Below are 16,521 nucleotides of genomic sequence, written 5' to 3' on the forward strand. Positions count from 1 at the left end.
CGTGTCCCGCGCCGCGAGCCGCGCAGCGGTCAGGCTGGAGCGTCGTGGCCCGGCCGGGGCCGGTGACGCCCCAACCAGACCCCGACCAGCCCCCAACCGGACCATGCGCGTCCAGTGCCGGAACGGGCTCGCGCACCGGAGCGGCCGTTCACTCGCCGGTGGACCACCGTTCCCGTTTTAACCATGTTCATCACGTCTTTTCCAACGCCGCACTCCGTCTCCATGGCTGCGCCCGGAACGTCTGGACCGGTAGGCTTTCCGTGTGATCTTCAAGCGCATCGGAAACGGCCGGCCGTACCCCGACCACGGCCGGGAAAGCACCCGGCAGTGGGCGGACGTCGCGCCGCGCCCGGTCCGCCTCGATCAGCTGGTGACCACCAAGCAGCAGCTCGACCTGGAAACCCTGCTCGCGGAGGACTCCACGTTCTACGGCGACCTCTTCGCGCACGTCGTGAAGTGGCAGGGCGACCTGTACCTGGAGGACGGACTCCACCGCGCGGTGCGGGCGGCGCTCCAGCAGCGCCAGGTGCTGCACGCGCGCGTGCTCGAGCTGGACTGACCCGGCCGGAAACCCGCCGAGCGAGGCCGCCGCAAACCCGACCGGGCCCCCGGATTGACCCTTTCGGGTTCTTTCCCGCGTCTCCGCGCGGTGTCGGATGATCGTTTATTAGTCACGGCCGCCCGTGCGCACTACGCTGCGCCCATGAGCATGCTGACTCCCCCGGGCATGGGCGGTAAGTACCGGATCACGGGGGACAAATACCCCCGCATGCGCCCCCACCGGCGACGCGGCAGGCTGGTCGCCGTGGTCGTGGCCTGCGGCGCCGTGCTCGGCGTGGCCGGCTGGGGCACCCTGCAGCTCATCGACGTCTTCACGGGCGGCGGCGGGACGGCCACGGCCGCCGGTGCCGCCTGTTCGAAGAACGCGACGAAAACGGACTCGTTGGGGGTGAACACCGCCAAGGCGAGCCCCGCGGCCTCCGCCGCCTCCACGTCCGCCGTGGGGACCGGCGCGGGCGCGGTGCCCAAGCCCGCACAGATCACCGTGAACGTCTTCAACGCCACGACCCGCAGCGGTCTGGCCAAGACCACCGCGGACGAGCTGAAGAAGCGCGGGTTCCGGATCGGCGAGGTCGGCAACGCCCCCAAGCAGTACGACAAGAAGGTCACCGGCGCCGGGATACTGCTCGGCCCCGCGTCCTCGCTCAACACCTCGCTGCCGGTCCTGGCCACCCAGCTCACCGCCGCCGAGCGCCGCACCGACGCCGCCCGCCAGGGCACCGCCGTCGACCTGATCATCGGCAACGGGTTCAAGACGCTGACCAGCCAGGCGGAGGCGACCAAGGCGCTGACGGCCCTGGCCGCGCCGCGGCCCACGGCGTCCACGAAGAAGGGCTGCTGACAGTCAGACCCACCGCCGGAGCGCGCGGAGCCCGTCGGAGAGCCCGCTGAGACCCACCGCGGGAGCCCGTCGAAGAGCCGGCCGAGGCCCACTGACGGGAGCCCGTCGAAGAGCCCGCCGAAGTCCCCCGACGGACAGGCCGGGCCGCCGCCGAAGCCGGCTGCGGGCCCCCGCGGGGACCTGCCGGACCTACTCGGCCGCTCCGTACAGCCGGTCGCCGGCGTCTCCCAGACCCGGGACGATGTAGCCGTGCTCGTTGAGGTGGTCGTCGACGGCCGCCGTGACGACGGTGACCGGAGTGCCCGCCAGCTCGCGCTCCATGATCGCCACGCCCTCGGGGGCGGCGAGCAGCACGACGGCCGTCACGTCGTCGGCGCCACGCCGGATCAGCTCGCGGATCGCGGCGACCAGCGTGCCGCCGGTGGCCAGCATCGGGTCCAGGACGTACACCTGGCGGCCGGAGAGGTCCTCCGGCATGCGCGTGGCGTACGTGGAGGCCTCCAGCGTCTCCTCGTTGCGGATCATGCCCAGGAAGCCCACCTCGGCGGTCGGCAGCAGCCGGACCATGCCGTCCAGCATGCCCAGTCCCGCACGCAGGATCGGCACGACCAGCGGGCGCGGGTACGAGAGCTTGACGCCGGTGGTCGAGGCGACCGGCGTCTTGATGTCGACCTGTTCGGTGCGCACGTCACGCGTGGCCTCGTAGGCGAGCAGGGTGACCAGCTCGTCGGCCAGCCGGCGGAAGGTCGCGGAGTCCGTGCGCTGGTCGCGCAGCGTGGTGAGCTTGTGGGCGACCAAGGGGTGGTCGACGACGTGGAGACGCATGTCCACAACAGTAACCGGGCCGAACCCGCCCGGCGCCACCACGCACAGTGAGCCTCTCCCCCCGGCCTGGTCCGTTCGCTGGCATCAAACCGCCCGTCGGAGGGAAAGTGAGGGGGAGGTATGGAGACGGACCGGGGTACCCGGGGTGGTGTGCTGATGCCTGAGCTGCCCGACTTGCCCGACAAACGGTCGCCGGAAGCGGCCGAGACCGACGCCGAGCGCCGCCGACGGCGCGCCCGGTTTCTGCGCGAGCTGGCCGAGGCCCGCGAGCTGCGCGACCGGGTCCAGCCCCGCCGTGCGAAGACCGCCCGGCTGCGCCACGCGATGCGCATGCGCACCTTCCGCTGGTAGCCGCGGCCGTACGGGACTTGGGGCATACGGCCGTACGGGACTTGGGGCATACGGGGAAGATCGCCACCGCCACGGGTGTCGCGCGGGGGTGGGCGTGCCGGGCGCACGGGAAAGCCGCGTACGATCCGCTCGTGGCCGCAACGAGTGCGCTGGTGAGTCGCTCACGGACGTCACTGCGGACGTGCGATCAAAACCACCGGACACAGGGAGCCGAAGACGTCCCCTGAACGCCTTGTTTCTGCCACGATTCCGAGTGGGTGGGGCTCGGAGCCTGAGCTCTCTCCGCCCGCAACCTCCGCCGGGGGGACCCCCAACCGGCACGCCTAAGACCAGTGGGAGAGTCACGGTGTACTTCGCCGCACTGCTCGCGCGCACCGAAGACGGGTGGGAAGCGAGCGACACAGAGCTCGACGATGTGGAAACCCTGTCGGATCTCGCCGACCTGGCCCGGGAAGCCTCTCCTGACGAGGACACGGTGCTCGTGCTGATCGAGCAGGAGGACTCCTGGTTCGGGGTCGTCCGCATCGACGGCGAGGAGGACCCTCGCATCTACGTGTCCGACGCGGCCGCCGCCGCCCGCAGCTCGTACGGCGAGATCCTGCTCACCGACGAACTGCTCGGAAGAGATCCGGGTGACGAGGACGACCTGGACGCCCTCGACCTCGACGGCACCGAGGACGGTGAGAACGAGGACGACGACGAGGAACCCGCCGGCGCCGTGGGCGGCGGCTCCGCCGATGCCGTGCCGCACGGCCCGGTCGGCGACGCCGCCATCCTCGACGACCTCGGCGTCGGCGAGAAGGAACTGAGGTCGCTGTCGGCGGACGCGGTCACCGAGATCGCCGAATCCCTCGGCGCCTCGGAAGTCCTGGAGACCGTCCGCTGACCGCACCGCAGAAGCCGTCGGACCCCGTACGCGACCGCTGGCGGGCCGCGATGCGGCTCGCCCTGGACGAGGCACGGCTGGCCGCCCGGGGCGGGGACGTCCCGGTCGGCGCCGTCGTGCTGGCCGCGGACGGCACGACGGTCCTCGCCACCGGCCACAACGAACGCGAGGCGGGCGGTGATCCGACGGCCCACGCCGAAGTGCTCGCCATCCGGCGGGCGGCCGAGAAGACCGGGGAGTGGCGGCTGTCCGGCTGCACGCTCGTCGTGACCCTCGAACCGTGCACGATGTGCGCGGGCGCGATCGTGCAGTCCCGGGTGAACCGGGTCGTCTACGGCGCGCGTGACGCCAAGGCGGGCGCGGCCGGCTCCCTCTGGGACGTCGTCCGCGACCGTCGGCTCAACCACCGCCCGGAGGTCGTCGAGGGAGTCCTCGCCGAGGAGTCCTCGGGGCTGCTCACGGAGTTCTTCCGAGAGCGCTGAGCCCGCCGCCGCATACCGATTTCAAACCGGGCCCGACCTTGCTGTAAGGTCTCCCTCGGTAGCGTGTCCGAGCGGCCGAAGGAGCTCGCCTCGAAAGCGAGTGTGGCGCAAGTCACCGAGGGTTCAAATCCCTCCGCTACCGCTGGTGGACGAAGGGTCCGGCTCGATGAGTCGGGCCCTTCTCCGTGTTCGGTATGCCCTTCCGTGGAGCGGGGAGCTTGCCGAAGTAGATCCAGGCGAGGCCGCCGACGAACGGGGCGCAGAGCATGAGGAGCAGCCACAGCGGCCTCGCCCCGTAGCGGACGCGTTCGCCGGGCGTGTGGACACAGTCGATCAACATCCCCAGGTACAGCGCGACCACGATGATCACCGGCGCCGGCGCCAGCAGTTCCAGCACGCGTCTCCCCCTCCGCTCCGCCCGCCGCTTGCGGGCGTTCACCTCTTCATCGGACGAGACCCCGCGATCGGTTCACGAACGCGCCGCGATGTTCAAAAGCGGTATGTAAATCGCACTTACAGATACACTCGCGGCCGTCAACAGGGGCCCGTGCGGGCACATCCAGGGGAGGCCAGGTGGCGGTGAACGCCAAGAAGATCGCCGTCTACATGCTCGTGGTCTTCGTGCTCTACGTGATCATCACGGACCCGGCGAAGGCGGCGGACTACGTCCAGATAGGCTTCGAGGGCATATCGGACGCCGCCAAGGCCATCGGCGACTTCTTCACTTGGCTCGCCGACGGGGCCCAGTAGCCGAGGCCGCCGCACGCAGTGGGAGTGCCCATGATCCGCCATCTGGTCCTTTTCAAGCTCAACGAGGGCGTCGACCGCGACGACCCCCGGGTCGTGCGGGGCGAGGCGGCCTTCCGTGCGCTGGACGGGCAGATCGAGGAACTGCGCTTCTGGGAGCTGGGCTGGAACGTCAGCGACCGCCCCATCGCCTACGACTTCGCCATCAACTCGGCGGTCGAGGATGCGGACGCCCTCAAGCGCTACCTCGAACACCCGGCCCACCAGGCGGGCGTCGCCCTGTGGCGGGAGTTCGCCACCTGGGTGGTCGCCGACTACGAGTTCTGAGCCGCCCCCGAGCCACCCCTTCAGTCAGGAGGGGAGCCCTCCGCTCGGTCGATACGGAAGCCCTCCGCCGTTCCGGCGGGGGGCTCTCGCGCGTCCCGCACGCCCGGTGACGGCCCAACTTGTACCTCAACACGGGGTTATGGGGTGCTTGCACACAGTGCACATGTCTTGTGATGCTATGACCGCTTTTGACGGATGAGTTGACCGATGTTGACCTGACGAAGAGGTGGCGTTGACCGTGTCGGCCAGTACTGCGCCGCCTCAGGAAGAGGCACCCCCCGCACCGGCTCCGGCACCGGCGTCCACCCCTGCACCCGCTCCCGCTCCGATGCCCACCCTGGAGACCGTCCAGGCGGCCGCCGCCGAGGCCGCCGAGGAAACCGCCCCGACGCCCGAACGCCGCCGCGGCGCCGACACCCGGGCGCTGACCCAGGTGCTCTTCGCCGAGCTCAAGGAACTGCAGCCGGGCACGCCGGAGCACAACCGGGTGCGCGGGGCGCTCATCGAGGCCAACCTCCCGCTCGTGCGCTACGCGGCCGCCCGCTTCCGCTCCCGCAACGAGCCGATGGAGGACGTCGTCCAGGTCGGCACCATCGGGCTGATCAACGCCATCGACCGCTTCGACCCGGACCGGGGCGTGCAGTTCCCGACGTTCGCGATGCCGACGGTCGTCGGCGAGATCAAGCGGTACTTCCGCGACAACGTCCGCACGGTCCACGTACCGCGCCGACTGCACGAGTTGTGGGTGCAGGTCAACAGCGCCACCGAGGACCTGACCACCGCCTTCGGCCGCACTCCGACGACGGCGGAGATCGCCGAGCGGCTGCGCATCGGTGAGGACGAGGTCCTCTCCTGCATCGAGGCGGGCCGCTCGTACCACGCCACCTCCCTGGAGGCGGCCCAGGAGGGCGACGGCCTGCCGGGCCTGCTGGACCGCCTCGGCTACGAGGACCCCGCGCTGGACGGCGTGGAACACCGTGACCTCGTCCGCCACCTCCTCGTCCAACTGCCGGAGCGCGAACAGCGCATCCTCCTGCTGCGCTACTACAGCAACCTCACGCAGTCGCAGATCAGCGCCGAACTCGGCGTCTCCCAGATGCATGTGTCCCGGCTGCTCGCGCGCAGCTTCCAGCGGCTTCGCTCGGCGAACCGCATCGAGGCGTGACGGGACACGTCACTCGATCGGGGATCGCAAGCACGACCGAGCTGTCACCGATGAGAGCGAATCGCTCACCGGGGCTGTTGCCGACAGAACTGCGCTGAAAAACCGTCAGACCCCCTCTTTCCAGGGCTGATTCGTCACTCACATGTCGACATGTCACTACAGCGTGTTGCCGACATGTGACATTCTGCCGGAAGCGCGTTTGCCGGGGCTTCGGCTCCGGTATTCAGGTGAAGGCTGACGTTCCTCAAGCGGGGGCGTTCGCCGCGACCGTCCCGCGACCCAAAGGGGGTGGCATGTCCGCAGAACAGGGCAGCTCGAAGGTGCTCACACTCGCGCAGAGCGAGTCCGCGCCCGCCGTGCCCGTCGAGCCCGATGTGCTCGACGACGTCACGGCCCCCGAGGCCGCTCCGGCCCCGGCCCTCACGGCCACGGGGGCCATCGACACCCGCACCCTGTCCCGCTCCCTGTTCCTGCGACTGGCCGCCCTCGCCGAGGACAGCCCCGAGCGCATGTACGTCCGGGACACTCTCATCGAGCTCAACCTCCCCCTCGTGCGCTACGCGGCGGCCCGCTTCCGCTCGCGCAACGAGCCCATGGAGGACATCGTCCAGGTCGGCACCATCGGCCTGATCAAGGCGATCGACCGCTTCGACTGCGAACGCGGCGTGGAGTTCCCGACGTTCGCGATGCCGACGGTCGTGGGCGAGATCAAGCGCTTCTTCCGCGACACGTCGTGGTCGGTGCGCGTGCCGCGCCGGCTTCAGGAGCTGCGCCTGGCCCTCACCAAGGCCAGCGACGAGCTCTCCCAGAAGCTCGACCGCTCCCCGACGGTCGCCGAACTCGCCGCGGTGCTGGGCGTGTCCGAGGAGGACGTCGTCGACGGCCTCGCGGTCGGCAACGCCTACACGGCATCGTCGCTGGACTCCCCGGCCCCGGAGGACGACGGCGGCGAGGGCTCCCTCGCGGACCGCCTCGGCTACGAGGACACGGCCCTCGAGGGCGTGGAGTACCGCGAGTCCCTGAAGCCCCTGCTGGCCAAGCTGCCGCCCCGCGAGCGCCGCATCATCATGCTGCGCTTCTTCGCCAACATGACCCAGTCGCAGATCGGCGAGGAGGTCGGCATCTCCCAGATGCACGTCTCACGCCTCCTCACCCGGACACTCGCCCAGCTGCGCGAGGGCCTGATCTCCGACTAGCCGACAGGCGGACTGACGGACGAGAGGACGGGCGGACTGGCCGACCAGGCATGTCCGCCCGACCAGGCCTGTCCGGTTCCGGAACTGTCCGGACAGGACCCTCCCGACCTCAGAGGACCCAGAGGACTCAGAGGACTCAGAGAGCTTCGGAGGATTTCAGAGGGCTTCCTTACTGACGGCCCGTCAGCCAGACTGTCGCGATGCGAAGTCCGACACGGGCACGTGGGCGGCGGGTCGCCGTATGGAGTGCCTCGGCGGTCGCCGTCGTCGTGGGAGCGGCTGGACTGTCGTCCGGCTGCGGAGGCGACGGCAAGGGACGCGACTACGTCGCGATCGGCGGGGCGGGCGATCCCGCGCAGCCGGGCGCGGACCTGTCTGCCGAACCGACGGGCGGAGTGCGGCTCGTCCCGCTGGACGGGGAGAGCGGCTCCCCCGGCGGCCTCTCCGGTCCGGGGGCGACGCCGAAGAGCCCCGCGGAAGCGAAGACCACCGCCGACCCGCCCGGCGACGTGCCCGGCGTTCCGCACGCTTCCGGCACCGGGCCGGCTCGGCAGCGGGCTCCAGGGCAGGGCACGCCCGCCGAGGGCGGCTCCGCGGGCGGCGGTCACACGCCTTCTGACGCACCGTCGGCCACGCCTTCGCCGACGTCCTCCGCTCCGTCCGGAGAGGCCTCCGCCGAACCGGCTTCCCTCGCCGTGAGCGAGCCCGTCCGCGCGGGAACGGATCACCGGTGGTGCGAGGACGTGACCCTCACGTTCACCAACTCCGGTGGGACGGACGTCGGTTCCGGGACGGTCACCTTCGGGACGCATGTCGTGGACGCGCTCGGGATCGACTGGGCCACCCGGGAGTCGACGGCCCCGCTGCCGACGCCGATCGCCGCCAGGACGCGCAGGGAGCGGACCTGGACGGTGTGCGTCGACGCGTGGCGCGTACCGCTGGGGATGCACATCGAGACGCGGGACGTGTCGGTGCGGTGGAAGTGAGGTAGGGGCGGGACGGGGAGCGCCGAACCCTCGCACGCCGTGGGTGCCGGTACCAGCACCCGCCCCCGTAACCAGCACCAGTACCAGTACCAGTACAGACGACACCGACGCCCGGCACGGGCCGCCGGGGCCGGCACAGCACCGGCACCAGCAGCCCGTACGGGAGTTACTTCAGCGCCAGCCAGGCGACGGCCGCGACGATCACGACCGCGGCGACGATGCCGACGATCAGGCCGATGCGGGGGCCGGCCGGCGCGGGGGCCGGCTGGGCGGCCCGAGGGGCGCCCTCGTCGACGAACGCGCGGAACATCTGGGTGCTGCCGGCGGGGTCGTGGTTGCCCTGGGGGCCCTGGGTGTTAGCCATGGGCCGAGACACTAGCGAAAACGGGCGGGCGGGCCCAAGCGGGGGTCGCCACAGAGGCCCCGGCGCCACCCCGGGCGAGCAGGCCGAGCGCACTTCGCCCGCCTCGGTCGGCCCACACGGCCGCCACCGACTCCAGCTGCATATTTACCGCAGCAATACTTGCCTTTGCCAACTTTTTGCGGCCTCTGTGACCCTCTTTATTTGCCTGCAGCAACCAACCGCTTCTATGGTTGCCCTAAGCAACGATAACGGGAGGTGCGATGGCAGGGCAGGCGCAGTACGAGGAGCTGGCGCGTCAGCTCAGCGCCGTCGGGGCCGTGAAGCGGGACCTCGGACGGATCCTGCCGCAGGACTGCTCCGCCGGCTCGGCCGCCGTGCTGGCCCTGCTGGGCAGTCACGGCGACATGCGCATGAGCAACCTCGCCGAGCTGCTCGCCGTCGACATGTCCGTGACCAGCCGGCACGCCGCGCACCTCGCCGACCGGGGCTGGATCGAGCGCTCCCCCGACCCGGCGGACAAACGCTCACGCATCCTGCACCTCACCCCCGAGGGCCACACGATGCTCGTCGACCTGTCCCGCCGGAGCGCCGGCCTCCTGGCCGAGCGGCTGAGCGACTGGACCGACGCCGAGGTCGGCCAGCTCATCGGACTGCTGACCCGGCTGCGCGCCAGCTTCGGCGACTGCCGGACGGTCGCGCACCGGCCGCCGCCCCCGCCCGACCCCCCGCCTCCCGTATCCCCCGCACTTCCCGTTCCCGCAGGCGAACGGACACAGACCACCCGTACACCCGCACAAGCAACGTAAGAGAAGGAAGCCCATGGCAACGACCACACCAGCCGGTGTGCGGGCTCACGCGAAGCACGGCGGAGGGTCCCACGGCTCCGCCGAGGCCGCTCCGATGACCCACCGGCAGATCATGGAGGCCCTCTCCGGGCTGCTGCTCGGCATGTTCGTCGCGATCCTGTCCTCCACGATCGTCTCGAACGCCCTCCCGGAGATCATCGGCGACCTCGGCGGCGGCCAGTCCGCCTACACCTGGGTCGTCACCGCCGCCCTGCTGTCGATGACGGCGGCCACCCCCCTGTGGGGCAAGCTCTCCGACCTGTACAGCAAGAAGGCGCTCGTCCAGATGGCGCTCGTCATCTACGTGCTCGGGTCGGCCGCCGCCGGACTCTCCCAGAACGCCGGCATGCTGATCGCCTGCCGAGTCGTCCAGGGCATCGGCGTCGGCGGTCTGTCCGCCCTCGCGCAGATCGTGATGGCCGCGATGATCTCCCCGCGTGAGCGCGGACGTTACTCCGGCTACCTCGGCGCGACCTTCGCCGTCGCCACCGTCGGCGGCCCGCTGCTCGGCGGTGTCATCACCGACACCTCGTGGCTGGGCTGGCGCTGGTGCTTCTACGTCGGTGTGCCGTTCGCGGTCATCGCGCTGATCGTGCTGCAGAAGACCCTGCACCTGCCCGTAGTGAAGCGGGACGTCAAGGTCGACTGGAGCGGCGCCTTCTTCATCTCCGCCGCGGTCTCGCTGCTGCTGGTCTGGGTCACCTTCGCCGGTGACAAGTACGACTGGCTGTCCTGGCAGACGGCCGCGATGGTCGGTGGCTCCCTCGTGCTCGGCCTGGTCTTCGTGCTCGTCGAGTCGAAGGCCGCCGAGCCGATCATCCCGCTGCGGCTGTTCCGCAACCGCACCATCACGCTGTCGTCGCTCGCCTCGATGTTCGTGGGCGTCGCGATGTTCTCCGGCACGGTCTTCTTCAGCCAGTACTTCCAGCTGGCCCGGGACAAGTCCCCGACCATGTCGGGCGTCATGACGATCCCGATGATCGGCGGCCTGTTCATCTCCTCCACCGTGTCCGGGCAGTTCATCACCCGCACCGGCAGGTGGAAGGCCTGGCTGGTCAGCGGTGGCGTGCTCGTCACGGCGGGGCTGGGCCTGCTGGGCACCATCCGCTACGACACGGACTACTGGAAGACCGCGGTCTTCATGGCCCTGCTGGGTCTCGGCATCGGCATGATGATGCAGAACCTGGTGCTGTGCACGCAGAACCAGGTCGACCCGTCCGACCTCGGCTCGGCCAGCTCCACGGTCACCTTCTTCCGCTCCCTCGGCGGTGCGATGGGCGTCTCGGCGCTGGGCGCCGTCATGGCCCACCGCATCACCGACTACGCCAAGGACGGCATCGCCGACCTCGGCCCCAAGTACGCCTCCCTCGCCTCCGGTTCGAGCTCCTCCGGCTCGATCCCGGACATGGACAAGCTGCCCGCGCCGCTGCGCACGGTCATGGAGAGCGCGTACGGCCACGGCATCGCGGACGTCTTCATGATCGCCGCTGCCCTGGCCCTGCTGGCCTTCCTGATCACCCTGTTCATCAAGGAGGTTCCGCTGAAGACCCGCGGCGCGATGGCGCAGGCCACGGACTCGGACGCCTCGGACGTCTCGGACGCGGACGCGGTGACGGACGCGGACGCGGTGACGGGCTCGAACGCGATCACGGGCACGAACGCGGACACGGGCACGAACGCGGCCACGGCGTCCGTCGCCGCCACGGCCGGTGGCAGTGCCGGTGGCGGTGCCGGTGAGAGGGTCCCCAGCTGGGCCGTCGCCGACTCGGCCGCCGAGGCCGGTCCCGAGGCCGGTCCCGAGGGGACGCAGCGGCTCGCCGCCGTCGCCACCGTCGAAGCCCCGCGGACTCCCGCGGGCGGCGTCCCGGTGCACGGCTTCGTCCGCGGAGCGGAGAGCGCTCCCGTCCCGCAGGCCGCCGTCACACTCATCTCGCTCGCCGGACGGCAGCTCGGCCGCTCGGTCGCGCAGGGCGACGGTTCCTACGCGCTGGACGCGCCGGGCACGGGTTCGTACGTGCTGATCGCCTCCGCGGACGGCTTCCAGCCGCAGGCGTCCACGATCGTCGTGAACGGCGAGCCGGTCGCGTACGACATCCTGCTCAGCGGGACCAGCGGGCTCAGCGGAGTCGTGCGCGCCGCCGAGTCGGGCGAGGCCGTCAAGGACGCGATGGTGATCGTCACCGATGTGCGCGGTGACCTGCTGGCCACCGCGGCCACCGGCGAGCAGGGCGAGTTCGCCTTCGCCGAGCTGGTGCCGGGCACGGTGACCGTCGCCGTGAACGCCGTCGGGTTCCGGCCGCGCGCCCTGCCCGTCGAGATCGGCGCGACGGGCGTGACCCGCACGGAGGTAGTCCTCGACGCGGGCGCCCGGCTGCAGGGCGTCGTCCGGGCGCCGCACGGTCCGCTGGCCGATGCGCGCGTGACGCTGGTGGACGCGGCCGGCAACGTGGTCGGCACCGCCACCACCGGCGTGGACGGCGCGTACGCCTTCGCCGACCTCGACGGGGGCGACTACACCGTCATCGCGACCGGCTACCCGCCGGTGGCCACCGCGCTGATCCTGGCGGGCCCCGGCGTCGACGGCCACGACATCGAACTCGCCCACCCCGGCGAGTAGTTCGGACAGTTGTCGACTCCGGCCCGGTGCGGGGCGAACCCCCGCACCGGGCCGGTTCCAGTGTGAGGAGCAAGTGAGATGGGACTGACCGCGAAGATCCGCACGCGGGACGGGTGGGCCGTGTCGCACGCGGTCGTCACGGTGGCCGACATGGCGGGCGGCCAGGTGCTGCGCGCCGAGGCCGACGCGGAAGGAGCCGTACGGGACGCGACCGAACTCGCCCCGGGCGCGTACACGGTGATCGTCACGGCCGTCGGATACGCGCCCACCGCCGCCAGCGCGATCGTCACGGCCGGGGGTACCTCGCGCTCGAGCGGAGCCGCGAGTGGGGGAGGCCGGATCGAGGTCGGGACGGTGACCCTGGCCCGGCAGGGCGGCACGGAACTGCCCCCGCCCGGCCCCTGGGCCGTCGACCCCGCGCACTCGACCGTCGGCGCGGTCGCCCAGCACCTGGGCATCTCCAGCGTCCACGGCCGGTTCAGGGACTTCGCGGCGGCGATCGAGGTCGCCCCGGACGACGTCGCCAAGTCCCGTGTGGAGGCGGTGATCCGGGCGTCCTCCATCGACACCGGCAACGCCATGCGCGACACCCACCTGCGTTCGTCGGACTTCCTGGACGTGGAGAGGTACCCGGAGATCACCTACCGTTCGACCGGCCTGGCCCCGGCCGGGCCCGGCCGCTGGACCGTCCACGGCGACCTGTCCCTGCACGGCGTCGCCCGCCCGGTGGACCTGGACCTGGCCTACCTCGGCACCGGCGCGGACCCGTGGGGCGGAACCCGGGCGGCCTTCCGGGCCACGACCCAGCTGCGGCGCGAGGACTTCGCCATGAACTACAACCAGGTCGTCCAGGCGGGCATCGCGGCCATCGGCACCACCCTGAGGGTGGAGCTGGACGTCCAGGCGGTACAGGGCGACGCCCTGCCGACGGCCTAGCGGAACCCGCCAGAGGCCTGACGGAACCCGCCGGGGCCTGACGGAACCCGCCGGGGGCCTGACGGAACCCGCCGAGGTCCTGGCGAACCCGCCGGAGGACGGGCGGAAGGGGCGCCCGCCTGCTCGTCCGTGCGGGCGCGGTCATAGGCCCGGCAGGGTCAGCCGGAACCGGGGCCCCGCCGCCTAGGCTGAACCCATGGCACCGAACATCGCGACGAACACCAAGGTCTCCCTGGACGAGTTGCTGGACTTCGTCCGCCCCCGTCACCGCGCGATCCTGCTGACCCGGCGCACCGACGGCAGCTCCCAGGCCTCACCGCTGACCTGCGGGGTCGACGACTCGGGCCGGATCGTCGTCTCCACCTACCCGGAGCGGGCCAAGACGCGCAACGCCAAGCGGGACGACCGGGTCGGCGTCCTCGTGCTGAGCGACGACTGGAACGGTCCCTGGGTCCAGATCGACGGCACGGCCGAGGTGATCGACGCGCCGGACTCCGTCGAGCCCCTGGTCGAGTACTACCGCAACATCGCCGGCGAGCACCCGGACTGGGACGAGTACCGGCAGGCCATGCTGAAGCAGGGCAAGTCGATCATCCGGATCACCCCGCGGCGATGGGGCCCGGTGGCCACCGGCGGCTTCCCGGCCCGCCTCGCACAGCAGGACTGAGCACCGGCGGGGGGATCGGCGAAGGGCCGGAGACGCTACGCCGGCGCCCTGCCGACCGGGCGCCGGCTCAGCCGCGCAGGACCATCGCCTCGATGCCCGCCACCAGCAGGTCCAGGGCGAAGGTGAAGTCGCGGTCCATCATCTCCGCGACCGTGTCGCCGCCGCGGGCCGCCATGAGGTTCCTGGACTGCTCGATGATGTCCGCGGTCTGCGGGGCCTCGGCCGTCGCGGTCATGGCGTCGCGGAAGTACTCGTCCGGGGTCAGGCCGGTGTCCGCGACCCGGGCGAAGAAGTGGCCCTCGATCGTGCCGTAGCCGTACACGAACTGGAAGACGGCCGAGATGGCGCCGGTGATGCCGTGCGCGGGCAGCCCGGTGCGCAGCACGACCTGCTGGACGGTGCGGGAGAAGCGCACGGAGTTCGGGCCGATGTTGAGGTAGCGGCCGGCGAGCGGCGACAGCCAGGGGTGCCGGACCAGCAGTCCGCGGTAGGCCGTGGCCAGCGCCCGGAGCTGCTCGCGCCAGTCCGCGTCCTCGTCCGACGGGTCGGGCAGTTCCTCCAGCTCGCCGAAGGCCGTGTCGAGGGCGAGTTCGAGCAGGTCGTCCTTGGTGTCGACGTACCAGTAGACGGACATCGCCGTCACGTTCAGTTCGGCCGCCAGCCGCCGCATGGAGAACTTGGCCAGCCCCTCGGCGTCCAGCAGGCGCACGGTGACCTCGGTGATCCGGTCCCGGTCGAGCCCCGAGGGCTGCCCCCCGCCACGGCCCCGCCGACGCGCCTTGCCCTCCAGCCACACACTGTGCTGCGCGGCATCCTTGGCGGTCTCGGCCATGGCAGGGCACCTCCTGGACGTCCGGTCACTGATGAAGATGCTAAGCGGCAGGTGGTCCCGGGCACGGCGGCAACCCGACACCATCGCAGGTCGCACAGTCCGGCAGACGGCCCACCGGCTGCTCCACCGTGCGCCCCGGCATGCGGCCTCTTCCAGCGCGCGGAGGCGAGACGGCCGGGCCGCACGCCGCACCGGCAACCCCACGCCGTCGGCACGTCCGCCGTATGCGCGAGCGCGCCCCACCGCCGTCGCACGCCCGCCACACGCCCCGCATCGCACGCCCCACCACACCCCGTCGCACGCCCCGCCGCGTCCTCCCGGCGTTCAGGCGGCCAGAACCGGCGGCTTGTCCTTCCGTTCCTCACGCTCCGCCCGGCGCAGCAGCCCCGCGGCCAGCACTCCGCCTGCCAGGACGGCCGCGGCCCCGAGCAGCTGGCTGGTCCGGAGGCCGGACGAGAACGACTCGACGACGCGTCCGCGCTCCTGCGCCGACCCGGCGGCGGCCAGCGCGGCCGGCAGCGACTCCGCCGCGAACCGCGCGGTCAGCACCGCGCCGAGGACGGCGACGCCCAGCCCGTTCCCGAACTCGGCCACCGTGCCGTTGAGCCCGGCCCCCACCCCCGCCTTCGCCGGCGGTATCGAGCTCATGATCGCGTGGGCCATCGCCGGGCTGGCGACCGCCGTCCCCGCGCCGATGAGCACCAGCCCCGCCATCATCGCGGGGTATCCGTCGGCGGCCACCGCGATGCAGACCAGGCCCGCCGACATCAGCACCATCCCGACCAGGACCGACAACGGCCCGCCGAGCCTGGCCATCACCCTGGCCGACACTCCGGTGAAGTTGAGGGCCACGACGGTCAGCGCCAGCGGCGCGGTCCGCAGGCCCGCCTCCAGAGGGCCGTACCCCAGGACGAACTGCAGGTGCTGCGTGAGCAGGAACAGCGCGCCGGCCATCCCGAAGGTGACCAGCACCGCGCCGGCCACCGCGCCCGTGAACCGGCGGTTGCGGAAGAAGGCCAGGTCGAGCATGGGATACGGGACCCTGCTCTCCCAGTGGGCGAACAGCGCCAGGACGACGACCGCCACCGCCGCGCTCACCAGCACCCGCGACGACGTCCAGCCCTGCGTCGGTCCGGAGATGATCGCGAAGACCAGCGAGGCCATGCCGATCGTGGAGAGGAACGCGCCGAGCAGGTCGGGACGCTCGCCCTGCGGGTTCTTCGATTCGGGGACCATCGTGACGACGGCCACCAGGCCCAGCGCCGCCACCGGCAGGTTGATCAGGAAGACCGCACCCCACCAGAAGTGGTTCAGCATGAAGCCTCCGATGAGGGGACCGGTCGCGAAGCCCAGCGAGTTCACCGCGGCCCAGATGCCGATCGCCTTCGGCTGCTGCTCGGGCGTGAAGATCTGCATCGCCACCGCGAGGGTGGTGGTGAACAGCAGCGCGCCTCCGACTCCCATGCCCGCCCGTGCCGCGATCAGCTGGGCGGTGGAGTCCGCGAGGCCGGCCACCAGGGAACCGATGCCGAACAGCGCCAGACCCGCTGCCAGCATCTTCTTCCGGCCGTAGAGGTCGGCGGCACTGCCCGCGGTGAGCAGCAGACCGGACTGCACGAGCGAGTAGGCGTTGATCATCCACTGGATGTCGGAGGTGGCCGCGTCCAGTTCGCGGGTGAGGGAGGGGATCGCGACGTTCAGGATCGTGTTGTCGAGCAGCACGGTGAGCTGGGCGAGACAGATCACGCCGAGGATCAGCCAGCGCCGGGGGTGGCCCTGCGGGGACGCGGACGGGGGCGAAGACGGGGTCGGGGACAGTGTCATGTCGTACACCGTAGAAGAGTCCCCATACGGTGTACAACGAATTGCCGACGAAGGGCGGTGGCATCAAGC

General features: G+C 71.3%; 19 protein-coding genes and 1 tRNA gene. 15 read left to right on the top strand and 5 right to left on the bottom strand.

Annotated features, from left to right (window positions below):
• Positions 1-262 precede the first annotated feature (262 nt).
• Positions 263-559, top strand: coding sequence for a type II toxin-antitoxin system VapB family antitoxin (locus ACZ7DE_RS28850; RefSeq protein ID WP_004943146.1), 297 nt, complete (start codon positions 263-265; stop codon positions 557-559).
• Positions 560-727: 168 nt separating this feature from the next.
• The gene (locus ACZ7DE_RS28855; RefSeq protein ID WP_470766552.1) at positions 728-1,402 is read left to right on the top strand and encodes a LytR C-terminal domain-containing protein; all 675 of its coding nucleotides are present in this window, start codon (positions 728-730) and stop codon (positions 1,400-1,402) included.
• A gap of 189 nt (positions 1,403-1,591) precedes the next feature.
• Here the strand turns inward: ACZ7DE_RS28855 and upp are convergent, their stop codons facing one another.
• Entirely contained in the window at positions 1,592-2,227 is a 636-nt protein-coding gene (gene upp / locus ACZ7DE_RS28860) for a uracil phosphoribosyltransferase (RefSeq protein WP_470766199.1), read from the bottom strand.
• A gap of 156 nt (positions 2,228-2,383) precedes the next feature.
• Between upp and ACZ7DE_RS28865 the strand changes: the two genes are divergently transcribed.
• The 4 genes from ACZ7DE_RS28865 (at position 2,384) to ACZ7DE_RS28880 (ending at position 4,088) form a co-directional block, all read left to right on the top strand.
• Positions 2,384-2,578 (top strand): hypothetical protein, encoded by a 195-nt coding sequence (locus tag ACZ7DE_RS28865; protein WP_470766201.1) that lies wholly within the window; start codon positions 2,384-2,386, stop codon positions 2,576-2,578.
• A 346-nt stretch (positions 2,579-2,924) separates the two neighbouring features.
• On the top strand, positions 2,925-3,464 hold the full coding sequence (locus ACZ7DE_RS28870) for a tRNA adenosine deaminase-associated protein (protein WP_470766203.1): 540 nt from the start codon (positions 2,925-2,927) through the stop codon (positions 3,462-3,464).
• Positions 3,465-3,514: 50 nt separating this feature from the next.
• On the top strand, positions 3,515-3,946 hold the full coding sequence (tadA, locus tag ACZ7DE_RS28875) for a tRNA adenosine(34) deaminase TadA (RefSeq protein WP_470766205.1): 432 nt from the start codon (positions 3,515-3,517) through the stop codon (positions 3,944-3,946).
• Between the two features lie 57 nt (positions 3,947-4,003).
• Positions 4,004-4,088, top strand: a tRNA-Ser gene (locus tag ACZ7DE_RS28880).
• Here the strand turns inward: ACZ7DE_RS28880 and ACZ7DE_RS28885 are convergent.
• Positions 4,083-4,343 (bottom strand): PLD nuclease N-terminal domain-containing protein, encoded by a 261-nt coding sequence (locus ACZ7DE_RS28885; protein ID WP_470766207.1) that lies wholly within the window; start codon positions 4,341-4,343, stop codon positions 4,083-4,085. The genes ACZ7DE_RS28880 and ACZ7DE_RS28885 overlap by 6 nt on opposite strands.
• Positions 4,344-4,519: 176 nt before the next feature.
• Here ACZ7DE_RS28885 and ACZ7DE_RS28890 point away from each other — a divergent pair, with 176 nt between their 5' ends.
• The 5 genes from ACZ7DE_RS28890 to ACZ7DE_RS28910 all read left to right on the top strand — a co-directional run bounded on the left by ACZ7DE_RS28890 (position 4,520) and on the right by ACZ7DE_RS28910 (position 8,367).
• Positions 4,520-4,696 (top strand): hypothetical protein, encoded by a 177-nt coding sequence (locus ACZ7DE_RS28890; protein WP_470766209.1) that lies wholly within the window; start codon positions 4,520-4,522, stop codon positions 4,694-4,696.
• Between the two features lie 30 nt (positions 4,697-4,726).
• Positions 4,727-5,020: a Dabb family protein gene (locus ACZ7DE_RS28895; RefSeq protein WP_470766210.1), complete on the top strand. Its 294-nt coding sequence runs from the start codon at positions 4,727-4,729 to the stop codon at positions 5,018-5,020.
• A 232-nt stretch (positions 5,021-5,252) separates the two neighbouring features.
• The gene (locus tag ACZ7DE_RS28900) at positions 5,253-6,185 is read left to right on the top strand and encodes an RNA polymerase sigma factor SigF (protein ID WP_470766212.1); all 933 of its coding nucleotides are present in this window, start codon (positions 5,253-5,255) and stop codon (positions 6,183-6,185) included.
• Between the two features lie 293 nt (positions 6,186-6,478).
• Entirely contained in the window at positions 6,479-7,381 is a 903-nt protein-coding gene (locus tag ACZ7DE_RS28905) for an RNA polymerase sigma factor SigF (RefSeq protein ID WP_470766215.1), read from the top strand.
• 200 nt (positions 7,382-7,581) lie between these two features.
• Positions 7,582-8,367 carry a hypothetical protein gene (locus tag ACZ7DE_RS28910; RefSeq protein ID WP_470766217.1) on the top strand — a complete coding sequence of 262 codons (786 nt, stop codon included), beginning with the start codon at positions 7,582-7,584 and terminating at the stop codon, positions 8,365-8,367.
• 166 nt (positions 8,368-8,533) lie between these two features.
• On the opposite strand, the gene ACZ7DE_RS28915 is transcribed toward ACZ7DE_RS28910, so the two are convergent.
• Positions 8,534-8,731 carry a hypothetical protein gene (locus tag ACZ7DE_RS28915; protein ID WP_351907849.1) on the bottom strand — a complete coding sequence of 66 codons (198 nt, stop codon included), beginning with the start codon at positions 8,729-8,731 and terminating at the stop codon, positions 8,534-8,536.
• 260 nt (positions 8,732-8,991) lie between these two features.
• Between ACZ7DE_RS28915 and ACZ7DE_RS28920 the strand changes: the two genes are divergently transcribed.
• The 4 genes from ACZ7DE_RS28920 to ACZ7DE_RS28935 all read left to right on the top strand — a co-directional run bounded on the left by ACZ7DE_RS28920 (position 8,992) and on the right by ACZ7DE_RS28935 (position 13,796).
• Positions 8,992-9,537 carry a MarR family winged helix-turn-helix transcriptional regulator gene (locus ACZ7DE_RS28920; RefSeq protein WP_470766219.1) on the top strand — a complete coding sequence of 182 codons (546 nt, stop codon included), beginning with the start codon at positions 8,992-8,994 and terminating at the stop codon, positions 9,535-9,537.
• A 94-nt stretch (positions 9,538-9,631) separates the two neighbouring features.
• Positions 9,632-12,193 carry an MFS transporter gene (locus tag ACZ7DE_RS28925; protein WP_470766554.1) on the top strand — a complete coding sequence of 854 codons (2,562 nt, stop codon included), beginning with the start codon at positions 9,632-9,634 and terminating at the stop codon, positions 12,191-12,193.
• Between the two features lie 78 nt (positions 12,194-12,271).
• Positions 12,272-13,129: a YceI family protein gene (locus ACZ7DE_RS28930; RefSeq protein WP_470766220.1), complete on the top strand. Its 858-nt coding sequence runs from the start codon at positions 12,272-12,274 to the stop codon at positions 13,127-13,129.
• 196 nt (positions 13,130-13,325) lie between these two features.
• Complete coding sequence (locus ACZ7DE_RS28935) at positions 13,326-13,796, top strand: PPOX class F420-dependent oxidoreductase (RefSeq protein WP_470766222.1); 471 nt, start codon at positions 13,326-13,328, stop codon at positions 13,794-13,796.
• A gap of 67 nt (positions 13,797-13,863) precedes the next feature.
• Here the strand turns inward: ACZ7DE_RS28935 and ACZ7DE_RS28940 are convergent, their stop codons facing one another.
• Positions 13,864-14,628 carry a TetR/AcrR family transcriptional regulator gene (locus ACZ7DE_RS28940; protein ID WP_470766224.1) on the bottom strand — a complete coding sequence of 255 codons (765 nt, stop codon included), beginning with the start codon at positions 14,626-14,628 and terminating at the stop codon, positions 13,864-13,866.
• Between the two features lie 324 nt (positions 14,629-14,952).
• Positions 14,953-16,452, bottom strand: a complete 1,500-nt coding sequence (locus ACZ7DE_RS28945; protein WP_470766226.1) for an MFS transporter — start codon at positions 16,450-16,452, stop codon at positions 14,953-14,955.
• Between the last annotated feature and the right edge of the window lie 69 nt (positions 16,453-16,521).

It is taken from the genome of Streptomyces sp. NPDC037083, from assembly GCF_055606485.1.